Genomic DNA, 23,699 nt, shown 5'->3' with positions numbered 1-23,699 from the left:
CACCATGGCAACACGCAAGCCGGGCCGGGTACTCACGGCCGTTCTCGCCCCCGCCCTCGCGCTCGGTGCCACCGTCGCGCTCGCCTCGGCCCCCGCGTCCGCCGCCGTCTGGAGCTCCTGCGACCAGTGGGGCTCCACGACCCTGAACGGCTACACGCTCTACAACGACATCTGGGGCTCCGGCGCCGGCAGCCAGTGCATCTGGGCCAACTCCGGCACCAACTGGGGCGTCAACGCCAACCACCCCAACACCGGTGGCATCAAGGCCTATCCGAACGCCAAGAAGGTGATCGGCAAGTCGATCACCTCGCTCGGTTCGCTCAAGAGCAGCTACAACGTCACGGTGCCGTCGTCCGGCGCGTACAACACGTCGTACGACATCTGGGACACCAACCACGCCTACGAGATCATGCTCTGGGTCAACAAGACCGGAGCGGTCGGCCCGCTCGGCACCTCGCAGGGCAGCCTCACGCTGGGCGGCTCCACCTGGACCGTCTACAGGGGCAACAACGGTGCCAACGACGTGTTCTCGTTCGTGCGCAGCTCCAACTCCTCGTCCGGGACGATCGACATCCTGCCGATCCTCAAGTGGATCAAGGACACCAAGGGCTGGTTCGGCAACGTGACCATCGGGGACCTCCAGTTCGGCTTCGAGATCACGTCCTCGTCCGGCGGGCTCGACTTCACCACCAACAGCGAGAGCGTCACCAGTAGTTGACCCACCCGCACTCCGGTCAGCCGCCCGGTCCCCGCACTCCGCGAGGGCCGGGCGGCGCTACGACGAGCGCGGCGACCCAGCAGCCGAGCGCGGTGAGCGTGAGGGCGCCGACCACCGGATTGACGTACCCGGGAACGGTGTCGGTGGCGTAACTGCCCCCGCCCGTCAGCTCGCAGACGAACCTGAGCGGGACGAAGTCCACGGAGTAGTCCACGACGTGGGCGGCCCTCGGGTCCGCCGGGCCGTCGGCCTCCCCGTTCGTCGTACGACAGGGCAGTACCGGCGAGGAGTCGGCGCCCCCGTCGGCGGCCTGGACGACCGCGCCCAGAAGGCAGAGCAGACCCCAGAGATACAGGGCGAACGCGGCTAGGCCCGCCGCGAGGGCGAGCTTGCGTAACACCATCGGAGAAGTCCAGCAGAACAAGATCGATACGGCTGTGACGGAGGCCATAGTTCCGCACAACGGAAGCGTCACGGGCGTCCGCCCCCCCACCGGGCGCCCGCCCCCACCGGGCGCCCCGGCCGCTACTCCGCCACCGGCAGCGCCGCCCCGTCCCGCAGGAACAGCGGGATGCGGTCCAGCGGGGCGTCCACCGTGACCGCCGTACCGCCCTCGTACGTCTCGCCGGTCCACGCGTCCGTCCACCACGCGCCCGCCGGGAGATACGCCGTACGGGCCGTGGCGCCCGCCGTCAGCACCGGCGCGACCAGCAGGTCCGGGCCGAAGAGGTACGCGTCGTCGACCGACCAGGCCGCCGCGTCACCGGGGAACTCCAGGAACAGCGGGCGCATCACCGGCAGCCCCTCCTCGTGCGCGGCGCGCATCACGTCCAGGACGTACGGCCGCAGGCGTTCGCGCAGCCGCAGGTACTTCTCCAGGATCGGCAGCGCCCGATCGCCGTACGACCAGACCTCGTTGGGGCCGCCGGTCATGTCGGGGCCCAGCGGCATGCCCGGGTCGCGGAAGCCGTGCAGGCGCATCAGCGGGGACAGCGCGCCGAACTGGAACCAGCGGACCATGACCTCCTGGTACGCGGGGTCGTCCGGGTCGCCGCCGTGGAAGCCGCCGATGTCCGTGTTCCACCAGGGGATGCCGGACAGCGCGGTGTTGAGGCCCGCGGCGATCTGGCGGCGCAGGGTCGGGAAGTCGGTGCCGATGTCACCCGACCAGAGCGCGGCACCGTGGCGCTGACTGCCCGCCCACGCCGAGCGGTTGAGGGTGATGATCTCGTCGTCGCCGACGCCTTCGGCGCGCAACCCGTCGGCGAACGTACGGGAGTTCTCCGCCGGGTACATGTTGCCGACCTCCAGGCCCGGCCCCGCCCAGTAGCGCAGGTTCTCCTGGAAGCCCGGCTTCAGCTCGGGCTCGCACGCGTCCAGCCAGAAGGCCGTGATGCCGTACGGGACAAGGTAGTTGTCGCGGATCTTCGACCAGACGAACGCGCGGGCCTCGGGGTTCGTGGCATCGTAGAAGGCCACCTGGACGGTCGACGCGACCCCCTTGTCCGGCCAGTCGGCGTGGGCCATCGGGCCGTACTGGGTGCCGATGAGATGGCCGCGCTGCTCCAGCACGCCGTGGTTCTCGCTCAGGGGCGACACCGACGGCCAGACGCTCACCACCAACTTGACTCCCAGTTCGTCGAGTTCGCGGACCATGGCGGCCGGGTCGGGCCACTCCGCCGGGTCGAACTTCCAGTCGCCCAGGTGCGTCCAGTGGAAGAAGTCGCAGACGATCGCGGAGAGGGGGAGCTCCCGGCGCTTGTACTCCCGTGCCACGGCGAGGAGTTCGTCCTGGGTGCGGTAGCGCAGCTTGCACTGCCAGAAGCCCGCCGCCCACGCGGGGAGCATCGGCGTACGGCCCGTCACCGCGCTGTAGCGGCGCTGGCCGTCGGCCGGGTCGCCCGCGGTGATCCAGTAGTCGAGCTGCCGGGCCGAATCCGCCACCCAGCGCGTGCCGTTGCCGGCCAGCTCCACGCGGCCGATGGCCGGGTTGTTCCACAGCAGGGTGTAGCCGCGGCTGGAGACGAGGACCGGGATGCCGACCTCGGCGTTGCGCTGGACCAGGTCGAGGACCAGGCCCTTCTGGTCCAGCTTCCCGTGCTGGTGCTGCCCGAGGCCGTACAGCCTCTCGTCCTCGTACGCTGCGAAGCGCTGCTCCAGGCGGTGGTGGCCGTTGCCGACCGCCGTGTAGAGGCGCGCGCCGGGCCACCAGAAGTGGGCGCGGGCCTCGGCGAGGAGTTCGCTGGAGTCGTCGGTGCGCAGGAAGCGGACCAGGCCCTCGGCGTCGACCTCGACCGTCAACTCGCCCACGGTCAGGGTGCCGTGGCCGTCCTCGATCTTGACGCTCGCCTCGGTGGGCGGTGCCTCGTCCAGCAGGGCGCCCGGCAGTCCGTCGAGCAGCGGGCCGCCGAGCCGGGCCCTGACCCGGACCGCGTCCGGACCCCACGGTTCGATCCGCAGGGTCTCCTGGCGACCGCTCCACTCCAGCGCGCCGTCCCGCTCGCGGAACGTTCCGACGGTGGGGGAGGACTGCGCGAGACTGACCTCGGACTGGATTTCGGCATGCTGATTCACGAGGAGTGCTCCTGGAGGAAAGCAGAACAGGGGGTAAGCGCACAAACACGTGGAGCGTGGCTGGTCAAGAAGCCGACGGTGCCGGTCCTGTGCTCGCCCGCACCGTCAACTCCGGTGCGATCAGCACGACTTCGTCGCTGCCGCGGCCGTCCAGCTTGGCCACCAGATGCTCCACGGCGTAACGGCCCATCTCCTGGGCGGGGATGGCGACGGAGGTCAGCCGCACCGAGGCCTGGGTGGCGACCTGGTCGGGGCAGACCGCGACCACCGACACGTCCTCCGGCACGGCCCGGCCCTGCTGGCGCAGCAGGGCGAGCAGCGGCTCGACCGCCGACTCGTTCTGCACGACGAAGCCCGTGGTGCCGGGGCGCTCGTCGAAGACCCGGGCCAGGGTCAGCGACATCGCGTCGTACCCGCCCTCGCACGGCCGGTGCAGCACCCGCAGGCCCAACTCCCGGGCCCGGGACCGGAGTCCGTCGAGGGTGCGCTCGGCGAAACCGGTGTGCCGTTCGTAGACGGCGGGGGCCTCGCCGATGACAGCGATGTCGTGGTGGCCGAGCTTGGCGAGGTGTTCGACGCACAGCGCGCCGGTCGCCCCGAAGTCGAGGTCGACGCAGGTCAGTCCGGTGGTGTCGGCGGGGAGGCCGATGAGCACGGAGGGCTGGTCGGTGCCGCGCAGCAACGGCAGCCGCTCGTCGTCGAGTTCGACGTCCATCAGGATCATCGCGTCGGCGAGGCCGCTGCCGGTGACCCGGCGCACCGCGTCGGGACCCTCCTCGCCGGTGAGCAGCAGGACGTCGTAGCCGTGCAGCCGGGCGGTGGTCGCCACGGCGATGGCGATCTCCATCATCACCGGCACGTACATGTCGGTGCGCAGCGGCACCATCAGCGCGATGATGTTGGACCGGCTGCTGGCGAGGGCGCGTGCCCCCGCGTTCGGGTGGTAGCCCAGCTCGCGGATGCTCTGCTCGACCCGCTGCCGGGTGGCTCCGGAGATGGACCGCTTGCCGCTGAGGACATAGCTCACCGTGCTCGCCGAGACTCCGGCGTGCTGGGCGACCTCGGCGAGGGTGACCATCCAGCTCTCCAAGCTTTGTGAAGCGCTTCGACAGTGCGCGTTGCTGACAAGGGCGAGTGAGGGTGGTTCGACATTAGCTTCAGGCGGTGTGGGTGTCCATAGGTTGTCGAAGCGCTTCGACACTTTCTATGAGCGCCGGACTCCGGGAGGTTCTCCGGGTGGGGGGAGGCAACCTCCGGGCCGGTCGGCGGCCACGGAGAGGTCGTAGACGAACCGTCCCCCGGAAGGCCCCCCGACGCAACACCGCGGACCCCGCCCCGGCGCGTCTTGACACAAAGGCGTACTCCGTCGACATCGGCTGAACGGACGCGCGAAGGGTGGCCGCCTCGCGGCGGATCGGGTACATACGATCGGGTAGCACCCGTCGGTAACCACCATGGTCCGAGGGCCCGATTCGCGGCGAGGTGAGCCTCATGTCCGCTCCACCCAGCAAACCCACCGTCACCGAGCGAGAGGCCCGGCAGGTGGCGGAGGCGGCCCGGGAACAGGACTGGCGCAAGCCCAGCTTCGCCAAGGAACTGTTCCTCGGCCGCTTCCGGCTCGACCTGATCCATCCCCACCCCCTCCCGCCCGCCGAGGACTCCCGGCGCGGCGAGGAGTTCCTCGCGAAGCTGCGCGTCTTCTGCGAGACCCGGATCGACGCGGCCCGCATCGAACGCGAGGCGCGCATCCCCGACGAGGTCATCGCCGGCCTCAAGGAGCTCGGCGCCCTCGGCATGAAGATCGACACCAAGTACGGCGGCCTCGGCCTCACCCAGGTGTACTACAACAAGGCGCTGGCTCTCGCGGGCTCCGCCTGCCCCGCGGTCGGCGTGCTGCTCTCCGCGCATCAGTCGATCGGCGTACCGCAGCCGCTGAAGCTGTTCGGCACGGACGAGCAGAAGGCGGAGTTCCTGCCCCGCTGCGCCCGCACCGACATCAGCGCCTTCCTGCTCACCGAACCGGACGTCGGCTCCGACCCGGCACGGCTCGCGACCAGCGCGGTGCGGGACGGGGACGCGTACGTCCTCGACGGAGTGAAACTCTGGACCACCAACGGCGTGATCGCCGACCTCCTGGTCGTGATGGCCCGGGTGCCGAAGTCCGCGGACGGCAAGGGCGGCATCACGGCCTTCGTCGTCGAGACCGACTCTCCCGGCATCACCGTCGAGAACCGCAACGCCTTCATGGGCCTGCGCGGCATCGAGAACGGCGTCACCCGCTTCCACCAGGTCAGGGTCCCGGCCGCGAACCGCATCGGCCCCGAGGGCGCGGGCCTCAAGATCGCCCTCACCACCCTCAACACCGGCCGCCTCTCGCTGCCCGCGTCCTGCGTCGCGGCCGGCAAGTGGTGTCTGAAGATCGCCCGCGAGTGGTCGGCGGCGCGTGAGCAGTGGGGCAGGCCGATCGCCGAGCACGAGGCCGTGGGCGCGAAGATCTCGTTCATCGCGGCGACGACCTTCGCCCTGGAGGCCGTCCTCGACCTGTCCTCGCAGATGGCCGACGAGGACCGCAACGACATCCGCATCGAGGGCGCGCTCGCCAAGCTCTTCGCGTCCGAGATGGGCTGGCTGATGGCCGACGAACTCGTCCAGATCCGCGGCGGCCGGGGCTTCGAGACGGCCGAATCCCTCGCGGCGCGCGGCGAGAAGGCGGTCCCCGCCGAGCAGGTGCTGCGCGATCTCCGGATCAACCGCATCTTCGAGGGCTCGACCGAGATCATGCACCTCCTCATCGCCCGCGAGGCCGTCGACGCCCACCTCAAGGTCGCCGGCGACCTCATCGACCCGGACAAGTCCCTCCAGGACAAGGCGAAAGCGGGCGCGGGCGCAGGCGTCTTCTACGCCAGGTGGCTCCCGAAACTGGTCGCGGGCAGCGGCCAACTCCCCGGTTCCTACGGCGAGTTCCGCCACGGCGTCGACCTCTCCCGGCACCTTCGCTTCGTCGAGCGCGGCGCCCGCAAACTGGCTCGCTCGACCTTCTACGCCATGTCCCGCTGGCAGGGCCGCATGGAGACCAAGCAGGGTTTCCTGGGCCGGGTCGTCGACATCGGCGCCGAACTCTTCGCGATGAGCGCGGCCTGCGTACGGGCCGAACTCCTGCGCACCCAGGGCGATCACGGCCGCGAGGCCTATCAACTCGCCGACGCCTTCTGCGAACAGTCCCGCATCCGCGTCGAGGAGCTCTTCGGCCGCCTGTGGACCAACACCGACGCCATCGACCACAAGGTCGTCAAGGGTGTCATGGGCGGCGCCTACGAGTGGCTGGAGCAGGGCATCGTCGACCCCTCGGGGGACGGACCCTGGATCGCCGACACGACCCCGGGCCCGTCCAAGGCGGACAACCTGCACCGCCCCGTCAACTAGCCCTCCGTCAGCAGTACTTGTCGCTCGGATCCCGTGTCGTCCACGAACAGGTGTCGACCTTGCTGCCGTTGGACTTCGTCAGCGTCGCGGTGTCGCTGGTGTTGTTCCAGACGTAGGCGGCACGGCCCTGGTACGTGTTCGACGCGGTGTCCGTGCCCTTGCCGGTGTGCACCTTGATGTACTTGCCGGCGCCGATCTTGATGTTCTTGAAGGTGTAGCGGTGGTTGGAGACGTCCTTCAGGACCCAGCCCTTGAGGGAGATCGCCGACCGGCTGGTGTTCTTGATCTGCACCCACTCGCCGTTCAGGCTCGTGTTCGACCGGTTGTCCGAGCCCGGGCTGTCGAACCAGACGTGGTAGATCGTGACCCCGCCCGCGGCCTCGGCCGGAGTGCTCAGCAGGGTGCCGGTGAAGATCACGGCGCCCGCGAGCGCGGGCAGGGCAGCGCGTTTCCGCATGGAGAATCCCCCCAGGATGTCGTCCACGCACCGGCAGTCCACCGGCGCAGGACTGAAGTGTTATCACACGACCTTCACGTCGTATTCACAAAGGGGGATTTCCCTTCAATCACCGACGAGAGCCGATAAGCCACCCGCCCGAGGGAACCGCTGTCCACCGGACCACCCGGTGCGGCAACAATGGAGGGATGAGCGACAGTCCAGCACCCCTCGCCGACCCACATCTCGTCTACGATCCCGTCGTGGGCGACGGTCCCAAGGCCCTGGTGATCCTCGGGTCCACCGGGTCCATCGGTACCCAGGCCATCGACCTGGTGCTGCGCAACCCGGACCGTTTCAAGGTCACCGCACTCTCCGCGAACGGCGGCCGGGTCGGCCTCCTCGCCGAGCAGGCGTACCGGCTGCGGGTGCGGACGGTGGGGGTCGCCCGCGAGGACGCCGTACCGGCACTGCGCGAAGCGCTCGCCGCACGGTACGGCGCCGGGGAGTCGCTCCCGGAGATCCTGGCCGGCCCCGACGCGGCCACCCTGCTCGCCGCCTCCGACTGCCACACCGTGCTCAACGGCATCACCGGTTCCATCGGCCTCGCGCCCACCCTCGCCGCCCTGGAGGCGGGCCGCGTCCTCGCGCTCGCCAACAAGGAGTCGCTCATCGTCGGCGGCCCGCTGGTGAAGGCGCTCGCCAAGCCCGGCCAGATCATCCCGGTGGACTCCGAGCACGCGGCGCTCTTCCAGGCCCTCGCGGCCGGTACCCGCGCCGATGTCCGCAAGCTCGTCGTCACCGCGTCCGGCGGCCCCTTCCGCGGCCGTACGAAGGCGGATCTGGCGCGCGTGACCGTGGAAGAGGCCCTCGCGCACCCCACCTGGGCGATGGGACCCGTGATCACCATCAACTCCGCGACCCTGGTGAACAAGGGCCTCGAAGTGATCGAGGCGCACCTGCTGTACGACATTCCCTTCGATCGCATTGAGGTGGTCGTACACCCGCAGTCGTATGTCCACTCGATGGTGGAATTCACGGACGGTTCGACACTCGCCCAGGCGACGCCCCCCGACATGCGCGGGCCGATCGCCATCGGGCTCGGCTGGCCCGAGCGGGTCCCGGACGCGGCGCCCGCGTTCGACTGGAGCAAGGCGTCGACGTGGGAGTTCTTCCCGCTCGACACCGACGCGTTCCCGTCGGTCGGCCTCGCCCGCCACGTGGGACAGCTCGCGGGCACGGCCCCGGCGGTGTTCAATGCGGCCAACGAGGAGTGCGTGGAGGCCTTCCGCGCGGGCGCGCTGCCGTTCAACGGAATCATGGAGACGGTGACACGGGTGGTCGAGGAACACGGGACGCCGGCCACGGGAACTTCACTGACCGTGCCGGACGTCCTTGAAGCGGAGACCTGGGCACGCGCCCGGGCCCGCGAACTGACAGCGCAGACGACCACGGCGAACGCGGAGGCGCGTGCATGACAGCCCTGATGATGATCCTCGGCATAGTCGTCTTCGCGGTCGGCCTGCTGGTCTCGATCGCCTGGCACGAGCTGGGGCATCTCTCCACCGCGAAGCTCTTCGGCATCCGGGTGCCCCAGTACATGGTCGGCTTCGGCCCGACCATCTGGTCCAAGCGCAAGGGCGACACCGAGTACGGCTTCAAGGCCATCCCGTTCGGCGGCTACATCCGCATGATCGGCATGTTCCCGCCAGGACCGGACGGCAAGATCGAGTCCCGGTCCACCTCGCCCTGGCGCAGCATGATCGAGGACGCCCGCTCGGCCGCCTTCGAGGAGCTGGAGCCCGGCGACGAGTCCCGCCTGTTCTACACACGCAAACCCTGGAAACGGGTCATCGTGATGTTCGCGGGCCCCTTCATGAACCTCATCCTCGCCGTCGCGCTCTTCCTCACCGTCCTGATGGGCTTCGGCATCTCGCAGCAGACCAACACGGTCAGCTCGGTCTCCCAGTGCGTGATCGCACAGAGCCAGAACCGCGACACCTGCAAGTCGACCGACCCCGCCTCCCCGGCCGCCGCGGCGGGCCTCAAGGCGGGCGACAAGATCCTCAGCTTCAACGGCGTGAAGACCACGGACTGGAACAAGCTCTCCGACCTGATCCGCGCCGCCCCCGGCAAGACGGTCCCGATACTCGTCGAGCGCAAGGGCCAGGACGTCACCCTGCACGCGAAGATCGCGAGCAACCAGGTCGCCAAGAAGGACTCCAGCGGCCAGATCGTCCAGGGCCAGTACGTCACCGCCGGCTTCCTCGGCTTCAGCGCGGCCACCGGCATCGTCCGCCAGGACTTCGGCGACTCGGTCACCTGGATGGGAGACCGCCTCGGCGAGGCCGTCGACTCCATCGCCGCCCTCCCCGGCAAGATCCCGGCCCTGTGGAACGCGGCCTTCGACGGCGCCCCCCGCCAGGCCGACTCCCCGATGGGCGTGGTCGGCGCGGCCCGCGTCGGCGGCGAGATCTTCACCCTCGACATCCCGCCCACCCAGCAGCTGGCCATGGCCCTCATGCTGGTCGCCGGCTTCAACCTCTCCCTCTTCCTCTTCAACATGCTCCCGCTGCTCCCGCTCGACGGCGGGCATGTCGCGGGCGCGCTGTGGGAGGCGCTGCGGCGGAACCTGGCGAAGGTGCTCAAGCGGCCGGACCCGGGCCCCTTCGACGTGGCGAAGCTGATGCCGGTCGCCTATGTGGTGGCGGGGATCTTCGTCTGCTTCACCTTGCTCGTCCTGGTGGCGGACGTGGTTAACCCGGTCAAAATCTCCTAGCCATCCGCAGTTCGTGGCGGCCCGGCATCTTTCGTGCCGGGCCGCTCTTCCTTGCGCGGGTTTACGGGCGACGGAGGTCCCCCCGCCGAGTGGATTCGAGGTGGGGACGTGCTCGGGCCCGTGCGGTTGACGTAATCTCGAAGCCTGGAGCCCGCTGATTCGGGACCGGAGCCTTGATCCACGACTTGGGGTTGCACAGCAGATGACTGCGATTTCTCTCGGCATTCCGTCCGTTCCGACCCGGCTCGCCGAGCGCCGCAAGAGCCGGCAGATCCAGGTCGGATCCGTGGCGGTCGGCGGTGACGCGCCGGTGTCGGTGCAGTCCATGACGACCACCCGTACGTCGGACATCGGCGCCACGCTCCAGCAGATCGCCGAGCTGACCGCGTCCGGCTGCCAGATCGTCCGCGTGGCCTGCCCGACGCAGGACGACGCCGACGCGCTCGCGACGATCGCCCGCAAGTCGCAGATCCCGGTGATCGCGGACATCCACTTCCAGCCGAAGTACGTCTTCGCCGCGATCGAGGCGGGCTGCGCGGCGGTTCGTGTGAACCCCGGCAACATCAAGCAGTTCGACGACAAGGTCAAGGAGATCGCGCGCGCCGCCAAGGACCACGGCACGCCGATCCGCATCGGGGTCAACGCGGGCTCGCTGGACGCCCGACTGCTGAAGAAGTACGGCAAGGCGACCCCCGAGGCGCTGGCCGAGTCCGCCCTCTGGGAGGCGTCGCTCTTCGAGGAGCACGACTTCCGGGACATCAAGATCTCGGTCAAGCACAACGACCCGGTGATCATGGTCGAGGCGTACCGGCAGCTCGCCGCCCAGTGCGACTACCCGCTGCACCTCGGCGTCACCGAGGCCGGCCCCGCCTTCCAGGGCACGATCAAGTCGGCGGTGGCGTTCGGCGCCCTCCTCTCGCAGGGCATCGGCGACACGATCCGCGTCTCCCTCTCCGCCCCGCCGGTCGAGGAGGTCAAGGTCGGCAACCAGATCCTGGAGTCCCTGAACCTCAAGCCCCGCCGCCTGGAGATCGTCTCCTGCCCCTCCTGCGGCCGCGCCCAGGTCGACGTCTACAAGCTGGCCGAGGAAGTCACGGCGGGCCTCGACGGCATGGAGGTCCCGCTCCGCGTCGCGGTCATGGGCTGCGTCGTCAACGGCCCCGGCGAGGCCCGCGAAGCCGACCTCGGCGTCGCCTCCGGCAACGGCAAGGGCCAGATCTTCGTCAAGGGCGAGGTCATCAAGACGGTCCCCGAGTCGAAGATCGTGGAGACCCTCATCGAGGAGGCGATGAAGATCGCCGAACAGATGGAGGCGGACGGCATCGCTTCCGGGGAGCCGTCGGTTTCTGTCGCGGGTTGAGGCGTTGAGGCGTTGAGGCGTTGAGGCGTTGAGGCGTTGAGGGGTTGGCCGGGGGCCGGGTTGGCCGGGGGCCGGAGGTCTCTGGCGGCTTGAGAGGTCTCCGGCGGGCTGAGAGGTCTTGCGCAGGCTGACGGCGGGGGACGGGCTCCGGGGGCCGTGGCCGGGTCGGGGGGTCTTCGGGGGCTGGTGCGGGCCGGGGGTCTGGGGTGCGGTGCGAGGTCTGGTGTCGGCCGGGGTCCAGGGTCGGGCCGGGATGCTCGGGCGGGCCGGAGGTCTGGGCCGCGGTGGCCGATCTGACGTGGGCCGGGGGTCTGGGAGCGCAGCGCGAGGTCTGATGCGGGCCGGGGATCTGCGGTGCGGCGCGAGGTCTGGTGTCGGCGGGGGTCCGGGGTGCGGGCCGGGATATCTGGCGCGGGCGTTAGGTCTGGGCCGCGATGGCAGGCCTGGTGCGGGCCGGAGGTCTGGGCCGCGGTGGCAGGTCTGATGCGGGCCGGGGGTCTGCGGTGCGGTGCGAGGTCTGGTGTCCGGCGGGGGCCAGGGTCCGGGCCGGGATGTCTCGTGCGGGCCGGGGGTCTGGGCCGCGGTGGCAGGTCTGACGTGGGCCGGGGGTCTGGGGTGCGGTGCGAGGTCTGGTGTCGGCCGGGGTCTGGGGTGCGGGCCGGGATGTCTCGTGCGGGCCGGAGGTCTGGGCCGCGGTGGCAGGTCTCGTGCGGGCCGCAGGGCCGGGCGCGCAGCGCGAGGTCTGACGCAGGCCGGAGGTCTGACGCGGGCCGGAGGCCAGGCGCCGTGCGAGGTCTGGAGTCAGCTGAAGATCCAGGCGGGCTGACAAGGTCTGCGGCGCGCTGAAGGTCTTTGGGCTGTACTCGCCCAGGCCTTGAGCTTTGCTCGCTCGGCAGCACTCAGCACTGCACTCCGCACTCAGCGCGCTCCTCGTCGACGTACCTGCGCTTTCCTCGTCCGGAGTTCGAGGCCGCGCCACTCGACGCCCTGAGCCGCCCCCGCCGAGGTCTTGGGGTCTCACGAGTCACGGGCTCCCGGGCCCCACTCGCGGAGTCCCCCACGTCCCAGTGCAGGTCGGCGCACACCCCAGCCCGTCCGGCGTCTGAGGACAAGGCCGTTCAGGCCGACAGCGGGGGGCTGGGGGCGGCAGCCCCCAGAGACGGTCACTCAACCCACCCCCGCCGACAAGCGAACGGCACACAACGCGGCACCGCTCAGCTTCCGCAGGTACAGTGCGGAGATCAGCAGACCTTAGGGTGAGGCCCCGTACGTGTTGACCCAGACCACCTCTCGGGTGCTCGAACCGAGCGACCTGGACGCCGCGCTCGCCGTGCTCGACCGCGAGCCGGTCACGAACGCCTTCGTGACCTCGCGGGTACAGGTCGCCGGCCTCGACCCCTGGCGGCTCGGCGGCGAGATGTGGGGCTGGTACGAGGACGGCATGCTGACGTCCCTCTGCTACGCGGGCGCCAACCTCGTCCCCATCTGCGCCACCCCCAGAGCCGTCCGCGCCTTCGCCGACCGCGCCCGCAGGGCAGGCCGCCGCTGCTCCTCGATCGTCGGCCCGGCCGAGCCGACCGCCCAGCTCTGGCGCCTCCTCGAACCCAGCTGGGGCCCCGCCCGCGAGGTCCGCGCCCGCCAGCCCCTCATGGTCGCCGACCGCATGCCCACCGACATCGCCGCCGACCCGTACGTCCGCCGTATCCGCAAGGACGAGATGGACACGATCATGCCGGCGTGCGTGGCGATGTTCACCGAGGAGGTCGGCGTCTCCCCCCTGGCCGGCGACGGAGGCCTGCTCTATCAGGCCCGCGTGGCCGAACTCGTGGGCGCTGGGCGCTCGTTCGCCCGCCTCGACGAGCACGGCAAGGTCGTCTTCAAGGCGGAGATCGGCGCCGCGACCTCCCAGGCCTGCCAGATCCAGGGCGTCTGGGTGGCCCCCGAGTACCGGGGCAGAGGCGTGGCGGCCCCCGCGATGGCGGCGGTGCTCCGTTACGCCCTGGCGGACGTGGCCCCCGTGGTCAGCCTCTACGTGAACGACTTCAACACCCCGGCGAGAAGGGCGTACTTGAGGGTCGGCTTCCAAGAGGTCGGCGCGTTCATGAGCGTTCTCTTCTGAAACGTGCCGAGGGGTGACCCCTGGGGGCGCGAGGCCGTGACGTGTGCGGCTCCGCCGCCGCGCGGGCGCGACCGCCCACATACGGCCGCCACTCGAACGACGACAGACACACCCCTGTACTCTCCCCACATGCGATTTCCCGGTCACGGCCACCGCCACCCCGACGACGTCGTGATCGGCCCCCTGGACCTCTCGGCCCACGTGGACGAAGCCCTCGCCGTACAGGCTCTCGCGTTCGGCCTGGGCGCGGACGAGGTAGCCGTACGCAGGCAGATCGTCCTGCGCCACATGACCTACCCGGGTGCGAGAGCCCTGGGTGCCACCTCGGCGGGGCGCCTCGTCGGCTTCGTCTACGGCATGCCCAACAACCGCACCCACTGGTGGTCCACCGTCGTGGAGCCCTACCTGCGCGCCCGCGACCACGACGACTGGCTCGACCGCTCCTTCGTGATCACCGAGCTGCACGTCCACCCGCACTACCAGAACCGCGGCGCCGGCCGCTCCCTGATCACCACCATCACGGACGCCGCCACCGAACCCCGCTCGATCCTCTCGGCGATCGACACCGACAGCCCCGCCCGCGGCCTCTACCGCTCCCTCGGCTACGAGGATCTCGCCCGCCAGGTCCTGTTCCCGAGCGCCCCGAAGCCGTACGCGGTGATGGGCGCCCCGCTGCCACTGCGCCGCCGTTAGGGCCTGTCCGGCGGATCCTGTCGCGGACGCGGGGCGGGCCTTAACCGATTTCCACCGGCACAGCACGCCCGGCTAACCTCCTAGCCATCACCCTTTCCCGGCAGGAGTACAGGAACCATGGCGAACGCACCGGTCCAGCGCATGTCCCAGTTGATGGCGAAGACGCTGCGCGACGACCCGGCGGACGCCGAGGTCCTCAGTCACAAGCTGCTCGTGCGGGCGGGTTACGTCCGCCGTACCGCCGCCGGGATCTGGTCGTGGCTGCCGCTGGGCAAGAAGGTCCTGGCCAACGTCGAGCGGATCGTGCGTGAGGAGATGGACGCGATCGGCGCCCAGGAGGTGCTGCTTCCCGCGATCCTGCCCCGCGAGCCCTACGAGGCGACCGGCCGGTGGGAGGAGTACGGCCCCGAGCTGTTCCGCCTCCAGGACCGCAAGGGCGGCGACTACCTCCTCGGCCCGACCCACGAGGAGATCTTCACGCTGATCGTGAAGGACCAGGCGTCCTCCTACAAGGACCTGCCGGTCATCCTCTACCAGATCCAGCACAAGTACCGCGACGAGGCCCGCCCCCGTGCCGGCATCCTCCGCGGCCGCGAGTTCCTGATGAAGGACTCGTACTCCTTCGACACGGAGGACGAGGGCCTCGCCCACTCCTACGCCCTGCACCGCGAGGCCTACCAGAAGGTGTTCGCGCGCCTCGGCCTCGACTACCGCATCTGCGCCGCCACCGCGGGCGCGATGGGCGGCTCCAAGTCGGAGGAGTTCCTCGCCCCCGCCGAGGCCGGCGAGGACACCTTCGCGGACTGCCCGAACTGCGACTTCGCCGCCAACACCGAAGCGATCACCTACGAGTTGAAGCCCGTGGACGCCACCGGCGTGCCCGCGCTCGAGGAGATCCCGACCCCCGACACCCCCACCATCGAGACCCTCGCCGCCCACCTCGGCGTCGAGGCGTCCGCCACGCTGAAGAACCTCCTCGTGAAGGTCGACGGCGAGATCGTGGCCGTGGGCGTCCCCGGTGACCGCGAGGTCGACCTCGACAAGGTCGAGGCCCATTTCGCCCCCGCCGCCGTCGAGTTGGTGACGGCGGAGGACTTCACCGGCCGTCCCGACCTGGTGCGCGGCTACGTCGGTCCGCAGGGCCTGGGCGAGAAGGTCACGTACATCGCCGACCCGCGCGTGGCCCCCGGCACGAGCTGGATCACGGGCGCCAACAAGGAGGGCACGCACGCGAAGAACGTCGTGGCGGGCCGTGACTTCGAGGTCGACACATACGTCGACGTCGTGGTCGTCCAGGAGGGCGACCCCTGCCCCACGTGCGGCACGGGCCTCAAGCTCGACCGCGCCATCGAGATCGGCCACATCTTCCAGCTCGGCCGCAAGTACGCCGACGCCCTCAAGCTCGACGTCCTCGGCCAGCACGGCAAGCCGGTCCGCGTGACCATGGGCTCCTACGGCATCGGTGTCTCCCGCGCGGTCGCCGCCCTCGCCGAGCAGACCGCCGACGACAAGGGCCTGTGCTGGCCCGCCGAGGTCGCCCCGGCCGACGTGCATGTCGTGGCGGCGGGCAAGGCCCTTCAGACCGAACTCGCCCTGGACGTCTCGGAGAAGCTGCGCGCGGCCGGTCTGCGCGTCCTGGTCGACGACCGCGCCGGGGTCTCCCCGGGCGTGAAGTTCACCGACTCGGAGCTGATCGGCGTACCGAAGATCCTGGTCGCGGGCCGCCGTTCCGCCGAGGGTGTCCTGGAGCTGAAGGACCGCAGGACCGGCGAGCGCGAGGAGCTGACCGTCGACGAGGCGATCGCACGCCTCACCGCGTAGGCGGCGGCCGAGAAGGCTGTCGGCGGTCGACCGAGAGGGCTTGTTGAAGCCTCAAGCAATTTAAGATTTCTCTCAGAGAGTTCTGGTGAGGCGTATGGGCGCCTCACAGACTTCTCTCAGGCTGGTCCCCGACCGTAGGACGTGACAGAGCGTCACTGCGGAGGGGAACGGTCATGACAGTCAGGGAGCGCGGGGCCGCTACGGCGGTCCGCAGAGGCAAGCGGCGCATCGCGGCCGTCACGGCGGCGGTCACGCTGGCGGCGGCGGCCGGGGTGTTCGCCCTGGTCGGCACGGTGCGGTCGGACGCGGAGGCGGACACGGCGGCGAGCGGCACGGGCACGACCACCTCGTCGTCCCCCTCGCCGTCCGCGTCCTCCAACTCCTCGTCCACAGCGGACAGTTCGACCTCCACAACCTCCTCGTCGTCCTCGTCGCCCTCTTCATCCTCGTCGTCCTCGTCGGACCTCCAGTCGTCCTCGTCCGGCGTCACGTCCTCCTCCGGCGGCTCCACCGACTCCACGTCGGGAGCGTCGTGATGAGCACAGCGACCCTGCGCACGACGGCCGCCGCCGACTGGCGCGCCCTCGGGAGCGGCGTCCGGCTGGTCGTCACCGACCCGGCCCTGCTGGACTCCTGCAACCTGCTCCTCGCCCGGCACCTCGCCGAGGTCGACGCGGCATGCAGCAGATTCCGCGCCGACTCCGAACTGGCCGCCCTGGAAGCCTCGTCGGGCCGCCCGGTCACCGTCAGCCCGCTGCTCGCCGAGGCGTTGGCGGTCGCCCTGCGCGCCGCCGAGGCGACGGACGGCGCGGTCGACCCGACGGTCGGCTCGGCCATGAACTCCATCGGCTACGACCGCGACTTCACCCTCGTCCGCGAGGACGACCGCCCGGTCCGCCTCACCGTGAAGCGCGCCCCGGGCTGGCGCGCGATCGACCTGGAACCCGCGACGGGCACGGTCACCGTCCCTGAGGGCGTCCGCCTGGACCTCGGCGCCACCGCGAAGGCGTGGGCCGCCGACAGGGCCGCGGCGATGCTCGCCGAAGTGGCGGGCTGCGGCGTCCTGGTGAGCCTGGGCGGCGACACGGCCGTCGCGGGGGAGCCCCCGGCCGGCGGCTGGAACATCCGCGTGCAGGACGTCACCGGCTCCGTCGACGAGACGCCCGCGCAGGGTACGTACGCCACGGTCGCCCTGCGCTCCGGCGGCCTCGCCACCTCGGGCACCGCCGCCCGCCGCTGGCGTCGGAACGGCTACGAGCTGCACCACATCGTCGACCCCCGCACCGGCCTCCCCGTCCGCAGCCCCTGGCGCACGGTCTCGGTCGTCGCCGCGACGAGCGCCGACGCCAACGCGGCGAGCACCGCGTCCCTGGTCAAGGGGGCGGGCGCGGAACGCTGGCTGACCCGCCTGGGCCTGCCCGCGCGCCTGGTCGCCCAGGACGGCACGGTCGTCACGACCCCGGGCTGGCCCACCCACCAGGCGGTCGCCGCATGAGCTCCGAGATCCTCTGGTACGCCAACCGCGCCACCGGAGCCGTCTGCCTCGTCCTGTTCACGGTCGTGGTCCTGCTCGGCATCGCGGTCCGCCTGCGCACCCGCCTCCCCGGCCTGCCCCGCTTCGGCACGGTCGCCCTGCACCGCTCCCTCTCCCTCTCCGCGACGGCGTTCCTGGCCGTGCACATCACGATGGCGGTGATCGACGGCTACGTGAACATCACCGTCCTCGACACGGTCGTCCCGTTCGTCTCCGCCTACGAACCCCTCTGGCTCGGCCTCGGCACGGTCGCCCTCGATCTGCTCCTCGCCGTCCTGGTCACCAGCCTCCTCCGGGAACGCGTCGGACACCGCACCTGGCGGGCGCTGCACTGGCTGGCGTACGCCTCCTGGCCGGTCGCCCTGATCCACGGCATCGGCATCGGCACGGACACCGGCACCGACTGGATGACCTGGCTGACCGTCTCCTGCGTGGCCGCGGTGACAGCCGCCTTCGGCATCCGCCTGGCCCACTCCGCCCGCGCCTCCCGGCGCACCCCCGCGGCCCTGCTCCGCACCGCCGAAGGAGCCCGCTCATGACCACGACCACGACCACGAACTTCACCGACGTCTACATGTCCCCCCGCCTCCTCGCCCCCGGCGGCACCGCGGCCGACCTCTCCACCCACGAACTCCGCTACGGCCCACTGGCGTACGGAGACCCCGACGGCCTGCTGAGAACGGTCGCCGAATCCGGCCTCACCGGCCGCGGAGGCGCCGCGTTCCCGATGTACCGCAAGCTGGTCGCGGTGGCCGACGCGAGCCGCCGTACCGGCCGCGCACCTGTGGTCGTGGCCAACGGCGCGGAGGGCGAACCGGCCAGCCGCAAGGACAGGACGCTCCTGCGCCTGTCGCCCCATCTCGTCCTGGACGGGGTGCAGTTGGCGGCCAGGGCGACAGGCGCCGCGGAAGCCCACCTGGCGGTGGAGGACGGCGCCTCCTTCCTGGAATCGGCCCTGGCCCAACGCCACGACCCGCTGCCCGTCCGGATCGTCCGCCTGCCCAGCCGCTTTCTGTCCGGCCAGGCATCGGCCCTCGCGCAGTACGTCTCCGGCAACGCCCCGCTGCCCCGCCACCAGCGCCCGCCGGTCCGCGAACGCGGGGTGCGCAAGGCCCCCACCCTCGTCCAGAACGTGGAGACCCTGGCCCACCTCGCCCTGGTCGCCCGCTACGGCGCCGACTGGTTCCGCGGCGTCGGCACCCTCGCCCAGCCCGGCAGCACGCTCTGCACCCTGCACGCGCCGGGCCGCGAAGTCCGGGTGGTGGAAGCCCCGTTCGGCCTCCCACTGAACCGCCTGCTTCCCTCGCACGGAGTCTCCGCGGTCCTCATGGGCGGCTACCACGGCACCTGGATACCGGCCGGCGAAGCGTCCCAACGCACGCTGGACGCAAACGACTTGGGAGCGGGAGTGCTGGCCGCACTCCCCGCGGACCGCTGCGGAGTGGCCGAAACCGCCCGCGTTCTCCGCTACTTGGCCCTCCAGTCGGCCGGCCAGTGCGGCCCCTGCCTCAACGGCCTCCCGCGCATCGCCTCCGCCTTCCGGGCCCTGGCCACCCCCGGCCCCCCGGCCGACGCCCGCCACGACGTGGCCCGTTGGTCGGGCCTGGTGGAGGGCCGAGGCGCCTGCCACCACCCCGACGGCACGGCCCGCCTGGTCCGCAGCGCGCTGACCACGTTCGCCCCCGAACTCGACGCCCACGCAAGGGGACTGTGCACGGCGAGCGACCCCACCCCCTTCCTCCCGATCCCGAACGAGGCCCGCTGACCATGGACCACCAACAGCTCGACATCGACTGGACGTCCTGCCGGGCCCACGGCCTCTGCGCGGAACTCCTCCCGGACCACATCACCCTGGACGAGTGGGGCTATCCCCTGCTGGACGGTTCCCCCGTCCCACCGCGAACGGTGAAACGAGCCAGGAGAGCGGCGTCGGACTGCCCAGTGCTGGCCCTGAGACTCCGCCCCACCGCAGCGCCCCGTCAGGGGCGCGGGGAACTGCGCGCCGAGCCCCCACGCACCCGCACCCAAAAACCGGCTTAAAGCCACCCGGCGAATTCCAGCAACAACTCGGCATCCCGAGGCCGCCCCACCCGAAGCGCCCGCACCCCGGACTCCACGGCCCGGAACAACGTCCACCCCCGCAACCGTTCCTGATCCACATCCAACGACTCGGCAAGTCGCTTGACCCGTCGCCGAGTTGTCGCCGCCCCCGAAGGCGTGGCGATCAGATCCTCCACCCGGTCCCGCACCAGCCGGGCAAGATCGAACGCACACTCGCCCACCACAGGGTCCGGCCCCACCGCGAGCCAAGGCATCCGCTCGGCCGCAAGCACCTTGCTCTGCCGAAAAGTCCCATGCAGCAACCGCACCTCGGGCGGCGCGGCCAACAACGCCTCACGAGCATCCAGCGCGGCGGAGACGAGCGCCGAGACCTCGCTCCCCGCCCCCCGCAGGGCTACGGCCTGCCGCCCCGTCCGCTCCGCCACCGTCTCGAACGCATGGTCACCGGGCGGCTCGACCCACAGCCGCCGCAACGTCCCCGCCGCCTCCAGCAACGCCTTCGCCTCCGGCAACGACCGCACCGACACATCGGGGTGCAACCGCTCCAGCACCAGCACACCCTCGGCCGCGAACGGCTCGACGAGCTGCACCGCTCCCAGCCCGCCCCACCGCGCGAGCGCGGCCCGCTCACTCTCGGGACGAGCCCGCGAGGGGGCCAGTTTCAGTACCGCCGGGGTGCCGTCGGCCCGCCGCACCAGCACGACCAGACTGCTGCGCCCACCGGGCACCTGCACCCGCTCGACGGTCAACTCGCGTAGATCGACGGCCTGTCGGGCCAGCTCGGACAGCTTCTCCAACCAGTCGTCACCGCTCGGTGCCGTCTCACCGAGCGCCCTCACCAGACGCTGCGGCGGTTCGAAAGCCATGCGCGAGTCGTTCCCTTCCTGCCGTACTGCCGTCCTGCGTCCCCGTGCGGATCACGCCGTGGGTGTCGCCGGGGCCGTGGGTGTCGCGGCCCGCTCGGCGAGACCAGGGAAGGGTACGCTCCCGCCGCGCCAGCGCACCGCCCGGACCGCCGCTTCGCGCAGCCCCTCCGCGGCCGTACCGCGCAGCCCGCCCGTCGTCGCCCGCACGAGGTCGGAGTAGACCCCGGCCACCCGGTCCTCCAGCTCCGCGGCGAGCTGTACGGCCGCCGCCGAGTCCGGCACCGGGAACGGCAGCGCGTACCCGGCGGACGCGGCCACCGGGGTGCCGCCCAGGTCCCGCACCTCCCGGACCAGCGCGTCGCGCCGGGCGCGATGGGCGTCGTAGGCCGTCTTCGCCTCCTGGCGGCGGCCCTCGCGGATGCGCCCGCCGACCACGCCGTAGCCGTACACCGCCGCGTGTTCCGCGGCCAGGGCCGCCTGCACCGCGGTCAGTTCCGCGGCCTTCTCCTCGCTCACTTGGCACCCTCCGTCAGCAGATACGCGTGGGCGGCCCCGGCGGCGGCCACCGAGGCCAGCAGACGGGCCAGTTCACCGGGCAGGTCGAGCAGCGCCTTGGCCCGCCGGTCGGCGAGGCTCCGCTCGGCCGCCGCGAGTCCGGCGAGGGCGTCGCCCTCGGTCGCGGGGACGGCCGTGGAAGAAGCAGTGGCCGACGGCGAGGCGGTGGCCGTGGTGGAAGGGGTCGCGCTGGTGCCGCCGAAGGCCGTCGTGTGCCGTACGACCTCCGCGCGCAGCGGGTCCAGGCGGGGCGCCAGGGCCGGGTACGCGGCGAGAACCGTGTCGTAGTGGCGCAGGAGGGTCTCGCTGTCGGAGGCCGCACGCGCGCGTGCGTGCTCGGCCGCGGACCCGCTGCCGCCCGTGGTCCCGGAGTCGTCGGCGCCGGAGGAACAGCCGGCCAGGAGGGCGGCCCCGGCGGCCGAGACGAGCAGGCTCCTTCTGCGCGGCCCGGCGAGGGTGCGCGGAGGTGGGGGGAACGGCACGGCAGACGTCCTCGGGGGGCTCGTACGAACGGAATGACGGCAAGGGCAGCGCGCCCGTGATCACGGTACCCGCGGAGGCCCCCGACGTGCGTCACCGGCTCGTAGGCTCCCCAAGGGGCGCGGGGAACGGCGCGACACGCCCCCACGGACCCGCACCCGCCCGGCCAGGTCAGCCACCCGAACCCACGGCGCCCCGCCCCACCGCCGGAGGAACATGTGGACGGCAACACACCCCGCGACCGGATACCCTTTGTGCAGACACGCGCCCTACCCACAACAGCACACGCGGCCGAGGAGTCACCCGGATGAGCACGACCCAGAGCGAGAGGCTGCGAGAACTGCTGGAACCGCTCGTCAGCTCCCAGGGACTCGATCTCGAAGAGGTCGCGGTGGACTCGGTCGGACGCAAGCGGGTGCTGCGCGTGGTCGTCGACTCCGACTCGGGCGCCGATCTGGACCAGATCGCGGATGTCAGCCGCGCGCTCTCGGCGAAGCTCGACGAGACCGACGCGATGGGCGCGGGGGAGTACACCCTCGAGGTCGGGACCCCCGGTGCCGAGCGCGAGCTCACCGAACACCGTCACTACGTACGCGCCACCGACCGGCTGGTGAAGTTCCAGCTGGCCGAGAGCGGTGAGCTGATCGCCCGGATCATCGAGGTGGACGACGACGGCATCGACGTCGAGGTGCCCGGCGTGAAGGGGCGCAAGCCCACCGCCAAGCGGCTCGCCCTCGCCGATGTCGTCAAGGCCCGCGTCCAGGTCGAGTTCAACCGCAAGAACAAGCACGACGACACCGAAGACAACGAAGAGAACGCAGAGGAGGCGTAGCCGTGGACATCGACATGAGTGCCCTGCGGGGCTTGGTGCGGGAGAAGGAGATCTCCTTCAGCCTGTTGGTCGAGGCGATCGAGTCGGCCCTCCTCATCGCCTACCACCGCACCGAGGGAAGCCGCCGCCACGCGCGCGTGGAGCTCAACCGGGAGACCGGCCACGTGACGGTGTGGGCGAAGGAGGACCCCGAGGACCTGGAGGAGGGGCAGGAGGCGCGCGAGTTCGACGACACCCCGTCCGACTTCGGCCGTATCGCCGCCACCACCGCCAAGCAGGTCATCCTTCAGCGGCTGCGCGACGCCGAGGACGACGCGACGCTCGGCGAGTACGCGGGCCGCGAGGGCGACATCGTCACCGGCGTGGTCCAGCAGGGCCGCGACCCGAAGAACGTGCTCGTCGACATCGGCAAGCTGGAGGCCATCCTGCCGGTGCAGGAGCAGGTCCCCGGCGAGACGTACCCGCACGGCATGCGCCTGAGGTCGTACGTCGTCCGGGTGGCGAAAGGCGTGCGCGGTCCGTCCGTGACGCTCTCCCGCACGCACCCCAACCTGGTGAAGAAACTGTTCGCCATGGAGGTGCCGGAGATCGCCGACGGCTCGGTGGAGATCGCCGCCATCGCGCGCGAGGCCGGCCACCGCACGAAGATCGCCGTCCGCTCCACCCGCAGCGGTCTGAACGCCAAGGGCGCCTGCATCGGCCCGATGGGCGGCCGGGTGCGCGCGGTGATGGGCGAGCTGAACGGCGAGAAGATCGACATCGTCGACTGGTCGGACGACCCGGCCGACATGGTGGCCAACGCGCTGTCCCCGGCGCGGGTCTCCCGCGTCGAGGTCGTCGACCTCGCGGCCCGCTCCGCGCGCGTGACGGTGCCGGACTACCAGCTGTCGCTCGCGATCGGCAAGGAAGGGCAGAATGCCCGGCTCGCCGCCCGACTGACCGGCTGGCGGATCGACATCCGCCCGGACACCGAACAGCCGTCCGACCAGCTCGGGGAATAGATCTCGGCCTCACGTGGCTCAGATCACGACAACAGCCGTTCGATTCTTGCCCCCAAGGGGTGAGGTCGGTGCGGGGAGGTAGACTTAGCAGTGTCTGGCCGGACGCGAGCCCGCGCATGCCCTGAGCGCACCTGTGTGGGGTGCCGGGAGCGAGCGGCCAAGAAGGACTTGCTGCGTACCGTGGCGATCGAGGGCGAATGCGTCCCCGATGATCGCGGTACGCTGCCCGGCCGGGGTGCGTATCTGCATCCCGCCCTGGTCTGTCTGGACCTGGCGGTCCGCCGCCGGGCGTTCCCACGGGCGCTGCGTGCCCAGGGTGCGCTCGACACAAAGGCGTTGCGCCTCTACGTCGAGCAGGCAACACCGTAAGAGCGAGTCGTACGGAACCTCCGTGCGGCCCGGTATTCCGCGAGTTGGAAGTAGGTCGAGATTGCGATGAGCACTCGA

The 23,699-nt window shown here is 71.0% G+C and carries 23 protein-coding genes; 15 read left to right on the top strand and 8 right to left on the bottom strand.

The features are described from left to right. The first annotated feature begins 4 nt into the window (after nt 1-4). Nucleotides 5-718, top strand: a complete 714-nt coding sequence (locus tag ACIRB1_RS40145) for a hypothetical protein (protein ID WP_403468983.1) — start codon at nt 5-7, stop codon at nt 716-718. A 16-nt stretch (nt 719-734) separates the two neighbouring features. Here ACIRB1_RS40145 and ACIRB1_RS40140 read toward each other — a convergent pair whose 3' ends face one another. The 3 genes from ACIRB1_RS40140 to ACIRB1_RS40130 form a co-directional block, all read right to left on the bottom strand. Then, on the bottom strand, nt 735-1,121 hold the full coding sequence (locus tag ACIRB1_RS40140) for a hypothetical protein (RefSeq protein ID WP_403468982.1): 387 nt from the start codon (nt 1,119-1,121) through the stop codon (nt 735-737). Nucleotides 1,122-1,243: 122 nt separating this feature from the next. Next, nucleotides 1,244-3,292 carry a TIM-barrel domain-containing protein gene (locus ACIRB1_RS40135; protein WP_352182205.1) on the bottom strand — a complete coding sequence of 683 codons (2,049 nt, stop codon included), beginning with the start codon at nt 3,290-3,292 and terminating at the stop codon, nt 1,244-1,246. Between the two features lie 64 nt (nt 3,293-3,356). Then, on the bottom strand, nt 3,357-4,370 hold the full coding sequence (locus ACIRB1_RS40130; protein ID WP_266773063.1) for a LacI family DNA-binding transcriptional regulator: 1,014 nt from the start codon (nt 4,368-4,370) through the stop codon (nt 3,357-3,359). A gap of 413 nt (nt 4,371-4,783) precedes the next feature. On the opposite strand from ACIRB1_RS40130, the gene ACIRB1_RS40125 reads away from it, so the two are divergent. After that, nucleotides 4,784-6,715, top strand: a complete 1,932-nt coding sequence (locus ACIRB1_RS40125; protein WP_403468981.1) for an acyl-CoA dehydrogenase family protein — start codon at nt 4,784-4,786, stop codon at nt 6,713-6,715. A 7-nt stretch (nt 6,716-6,722) separates the two neighbouring features. Here ACIRB1_RS40125 and ACIRB1_RS40120 read toward each other — a convergent pair whose 3' ends face one another. Further along, the gene (locus ACIRB1_RS40120; RefSeq protein ID WP_352182202.1) at nt 6,723-7,172 is read right to left on the bottom strand and encodes a lamin tail domain-containing protein; all 450 of its coding nucleotides are present in this window, start codon (nt 7,170-7,172) and stop codon (nt 6,723-6,725) included. Between the two features lie 188 nt (nt 7,173-7,360). Between ACIRB1_RS40120 and dxr the strand changes: the two genes are divergently transcribed. From dxr to ACIRB1_RS40090, 6 genes are all read left to right on the top strand, one after another. Continuing rightward, nucleotides 7,361-8,629 carry a 1-deoxy-D-xylulose-5-phosphate reductoisomerase gene (gene dxr / locus ACIRB1_RS40115; protein ID WP_352182201.1) on the top strand — a complete coding sequence of 423 codons (1,269 nt, stop codon included), beginning with the start codon at nt 7,361-7,363 and terminating at the stop codon, nt 8,627-8,629. Between the two features lie 8 nt (nt 8,630-8,637). Beyond that, nucleotides 8,638-9,930: a site-2 protease family protein gene (locus tag ACIRB1_RS40110; protein WP_352182433.1), complete on the top strand. Its 1,293-nt coding sequence runs from the start codon at nt 8,638-8,640 to the stop codon at nt 9,928-9,930. 202 nt (nt 9,931-10,132) lie between these two features. Next, nucleotides 10,133-11,290: a flavodoxin-dependent (E)-4-hydroxy-3-methylbut-2-enyl-diphosphate synthase gene (ispG, locus tag ACIRB1_RS40105; RefSeq protein ID WP_352182200.1), complete on the top strand. Its 1,158-nt coding sequence runs from the start codon at nt 10,133-10,135 to the stop codon at nt 11,288-11,290. A 1,270-nt stretch (nt 11,291-12,560) separates the two neighbouring features. Next, entirely contained in the window at nt 12,561-13,409 is an 849-nt protein-coding gene (locus ACIRB1_RS40100; protein WP_403468980.1) for a GNAT family N-acetyltransferase, read from the top strand. A 129-nt stretch (nt 13,410-13,538) separates the two neighbouring features. Beyond that, a complete protein-coding gene (locus ACIRB1_RS40095) occupies nt 13,539-14,102 on the top strand; it encodes a GNAT family N-acetyltransferase (RefSeq protein ID WP_403468979.1) in 564 nt (187 codons plus the stop codon). Nucleotides 14,103-14,219: 117 nt separating this feature from the next. Beyond that, nucleotides 14,220-15,923 (top strand): proline--tRNA ligase, encoded by a 1,704-nt coding sequence (locus ACIRB1_RS40090; protein ID WP_352182197.1) that lies wholly within the window; start codon nt 14,220-14,222, stop codon nt 15,921-15,923. Between the two features lie 103 nt (nt 15,924-16,026). Here ACIRB1_RS40090 and ACIRB1_RS40085 read toward each other — a convergent pair whose 3' ends face one another. Further along, nucleotides 16,027-16,443 carry a hypothetical protein gene (locus ACIRB1_RS40085; protein ID WP_403468978.1) on the bottom strand — a complete coding sequence of 139 codons (417 nt, stop codon included), beginning with the start codon at nt 16,441-16,443 and terminating at the stop codon, nt 16,027-16,029. Between the two features lie 15 nt (nt 16,444-16,458). Between ACIRB1_RS40085 and ACIRB1_RS40080 the strand changes: the two genes are divergently transcribed. The 4 genes from ACIRB1_RS40080 to ACIRB1_RS40065 are packed head-to-tail and all read left to right on the top strand — an operon-like array spanning nt 16,459 to nt 19,497. Beyond that, nucleotides 16,459-17,418, top strand: a complete 960-nt coding sequence (locus ACIRB1_RS40080; protein ID WP_403468977.1) for an FAD:protein FMN transferase — start codon at nt 16,459-16,461, stop codon at nt 17,416-17,418. Beyond that, a complete protein-coding gene (locus ACIRB1_RS40075) occupies nt 17,415-17,996 on the top strand; it encodes a ferric reductase-like transmembrane domain-containing protein (RefSeq protein ID WP_403468976.1) in 582 nt (193 codons plus the stop codon). The genes ACIRB1_RS40080 and ACIRB1_RS40075 overlap by 4 nt, the downstream gene beginning before the upstream one ends. Continuing rightward, nucleotides 17,993-19,222, top strand: coding sequence for an NADH-ubiquinone oxidoreductase-F iron-sulfur binding region domain-containing protein (locus ACIRB1_RS40070; protein ID WP_403468975.1), 1,230 nt, complete (start codon nt 17,993-17,995; stop codon nt 19,220-19,222). Before ACIRB1_RS40075 ends, ACIRB1_RS40070 begins: the two co-directional genes overlap by 4 nt. Nucleotides 19,223-19,224: 2 nt before the next feature. After that, on the top strand, nt 19,225-19,497 hold the full coding sequence (locus ACIRB1_RS40065) for a ferredoxin (RefSeq protein WP_403468974.1): 273 nt from the start codon (nt 19,225-19,227) through the stop codon (nt 19,495-19,497). Here the strand turns inward: ACIRB1_RS40065 and ACIRB1_RS40060 are convergent. Genes ACIRB1_RS40060 through ACIRB1_RS40050 form a run of 3 tightly spaced genes read right to left on the bottom strand, consistent with a single transcriptional unit; the run spans nt 19,494 to nt 21,421 of the window. Then, nucleotides 19,494-20,384, bottom strand: a complete 891-nt coding sequence (locus ACIRB1_RS40060) for an aminoglycoside phosphotransferase family protein (protein WP_352182192.1) — start codon at nt 20,382-20,384, stop codon at nt 19,494-19,496. The two genes, ACIRB1_RS40065 and ACIRB1_RS40060, sit on opposite strands and share 4 nt — an antisense overlap. 51 nt (nt 20,385-20,435) lie before the next feature. Beyond that, a complete protein-coding gene (locus ACIRB1_RS40055; RefSeq protein ID WP_352182191.1) occupies nt 20,436-20,900 on the bottom strand; it encodes a ferritin-like domain-containing protein in 465 nt (154 codons plus the stop codon). Beyond that, nucleotides 20,897-21,421: a hypothetical protein gene (locus ACIRB1_RS40050; RefSeq protein WP_403468973.1), complete on the bottom strand. Its 525-nt coding sequence runs from the start codon at nt 21,419-21,421 to the stop codon at nt 20,897-20,899. The genes ACIRB1_RS40055 and ACIRB1_RS40050 overlap by 4 nt, the downstream gene beginning before the upstream one ends. 305 nt (nt 21,422-21,726) lie before the next feature. Here ACIRB1_RS40050 and rimP point away from each other — a divergent pair, with 305 nt between their 5' ends. From rimP to ACIRB1_RS40035, 3 genes are all read left to right on the top strand, one after another. Further along, nucleotides 21,727-22,251, top strand: a complete 525-nt coding sequence (rimP, locus tag ACIRB1_RS40045) for a ribosome maturation factor RimP (RefSeq protein ID WP_403468972.1) — start codon at nt 21,727-21,729, stop codon at nt 22,249-22,251. Nucleotides 22,252-22,253: 2 nt separating this feature from the next. Beyond that, nucleotides 22,254-23,252: a transcription termination factor NusA gene (gene nusA, locus ACIRB1_RS40040; RefSeq protein WP_352182188.1), complete on the top strand. Its 999-nt coding sequence runs from the start codon at nt 22,254-22,256 to the stop codon at nt 23,250-23,252. Nucleotides 23,253-23,342: 90 nt separating this feature from the next. Further along, a complete protein-coding gene (locus ACIRB1_RS40035) occupies nt 23,343-23,621 on the top strand; it encodes a YlxR family protein (RefSeq protein ID WP_266773092.1) in 279 nt (92 codons plus the stop codon). Nucleotides 23,622-23,699 lie beyond the last annotated feature (78 nt).

Origin of the sequence: Streptomyces sp. NPDC096013, from assembly GCF_044763565.1 — a bacterium.
GTDB lineage: Bacteria > Actinomycetota > Actinomycetes > Streptomycetales > Streptomycetaceae > Streptomyces.
Note: the sequence above shows the minus strand (reverse complement) of the source record. Positions and strands in the feature narration are given on the sequence as shown.

Coding starts and splice junctions, on each gene's coding strand:
- ACIRB1_RS40080 (WP_403468977.1), top strand. CDS start 16,459: ATGAGCACAGCGACCCTGCGCACGACGGCCGCCGCCGACTGGCGCGCC.
- ACIRB1_RS40110 (WP_352182433.1), top strand. CDS start 8,638: ATGATGATCCTCGGCATAGTCGTCTTCGCGGTCGGCCTGCTGGTCTCG.
- ACIRB1_RS40095 (WP_403468979.1), top strand. CDS start 13,539: ATGCGATTTCCCGGTCACGGCCACCGCCACCCCGACGACGTCGTGATC.
- ACIRB1_RS40125 (WP_403468981.1), top strand. CDS start 4,784: ATGTCCGCTCCACCCAGCAAACCCACCGTCACCGAGCGAGAGGCCCGG.
- dxr (WP_352182201.1), top strand. CDS start 7,361: ATGAGCGACAGTCCAGCACCCCTCGCCGACCCACATCTCGTCTACGAT.
- ACIRB1_RS40075 (WP_403468976.1), top strand. CDS start 17,415: ATGAGCTCCGAGATCCTCTGGTACGCCAACCGCGCCACCGGAGCCGTC.
- rimP (WP_403468972.1), top strand. CDS start 21,727: ATGAGCACGACCCAGAGCGAGAGGCTGCGAGAACTGCTGGAACCGCTC.
- ACIRB1_RS40130 (WP_266773063.1), bottom strand. CDS start 4,370: ATGGTCACCCTCGCCGAGGTCGCCCAGCACGCCGGAGTCTCGGCGAGC.
- ACIRB1_RS40090 (WP_352182197.1), top strand. CDS start 14,220: ATGGCGAACGCACCGGTCCAGCGCATGTCCCAGTTGATGGCGAAGACG.
- ACIRB1_RS40145 (WP_403468983.1), top strand. CDS start 5: ATGGCAACACGCAAGCCGGGCCGGGTACTCACGGCCGTTCTCGCCCCC.
- ACIRB1_RS40120 (WP_352182202.1), bottom strand. CDS start 7,172: ATGCGGAAACGCGCTGCCCTGCCCGCGCTCGCGGGCGCCGTGATCTTC.
- ispG (WP_352182200.1), top strand. CDS start 10,133: ATGACTGCGATTTCTCTCGGCATTCCGTCCGTTCCGACCCGGCTCGCC.
- ACIRB1_RS40060 (WP_352182192.1), bottom strand. CDS start 20,384: ATGGCTTTCGAACCGCCGCAGCGTCTGGTGAGGGCGCTCGGTGAGACG.
- ACIRB1_RS40070 (WP_403468975.1), top strand. CDS start 17,993: ATGACCACGACCACGACCACGAACTTCACCGACGTCTACATGTCCCCC.
- ACIRB1_RS40140 (WP_403468982.1), bottom strand. CDS start 1,121: ATGGTGTTACGCAAGCTCGCCCTCGCGGCGGGCCTAGCCGCGTTCGCC.
- ACIRB1_RS40065 (WP_403468974.1), top strand. CDS start 19,225: ATGGACCACCAACAGCTCGACATCGACTGGACGTCCTGCCGGGCCCAC.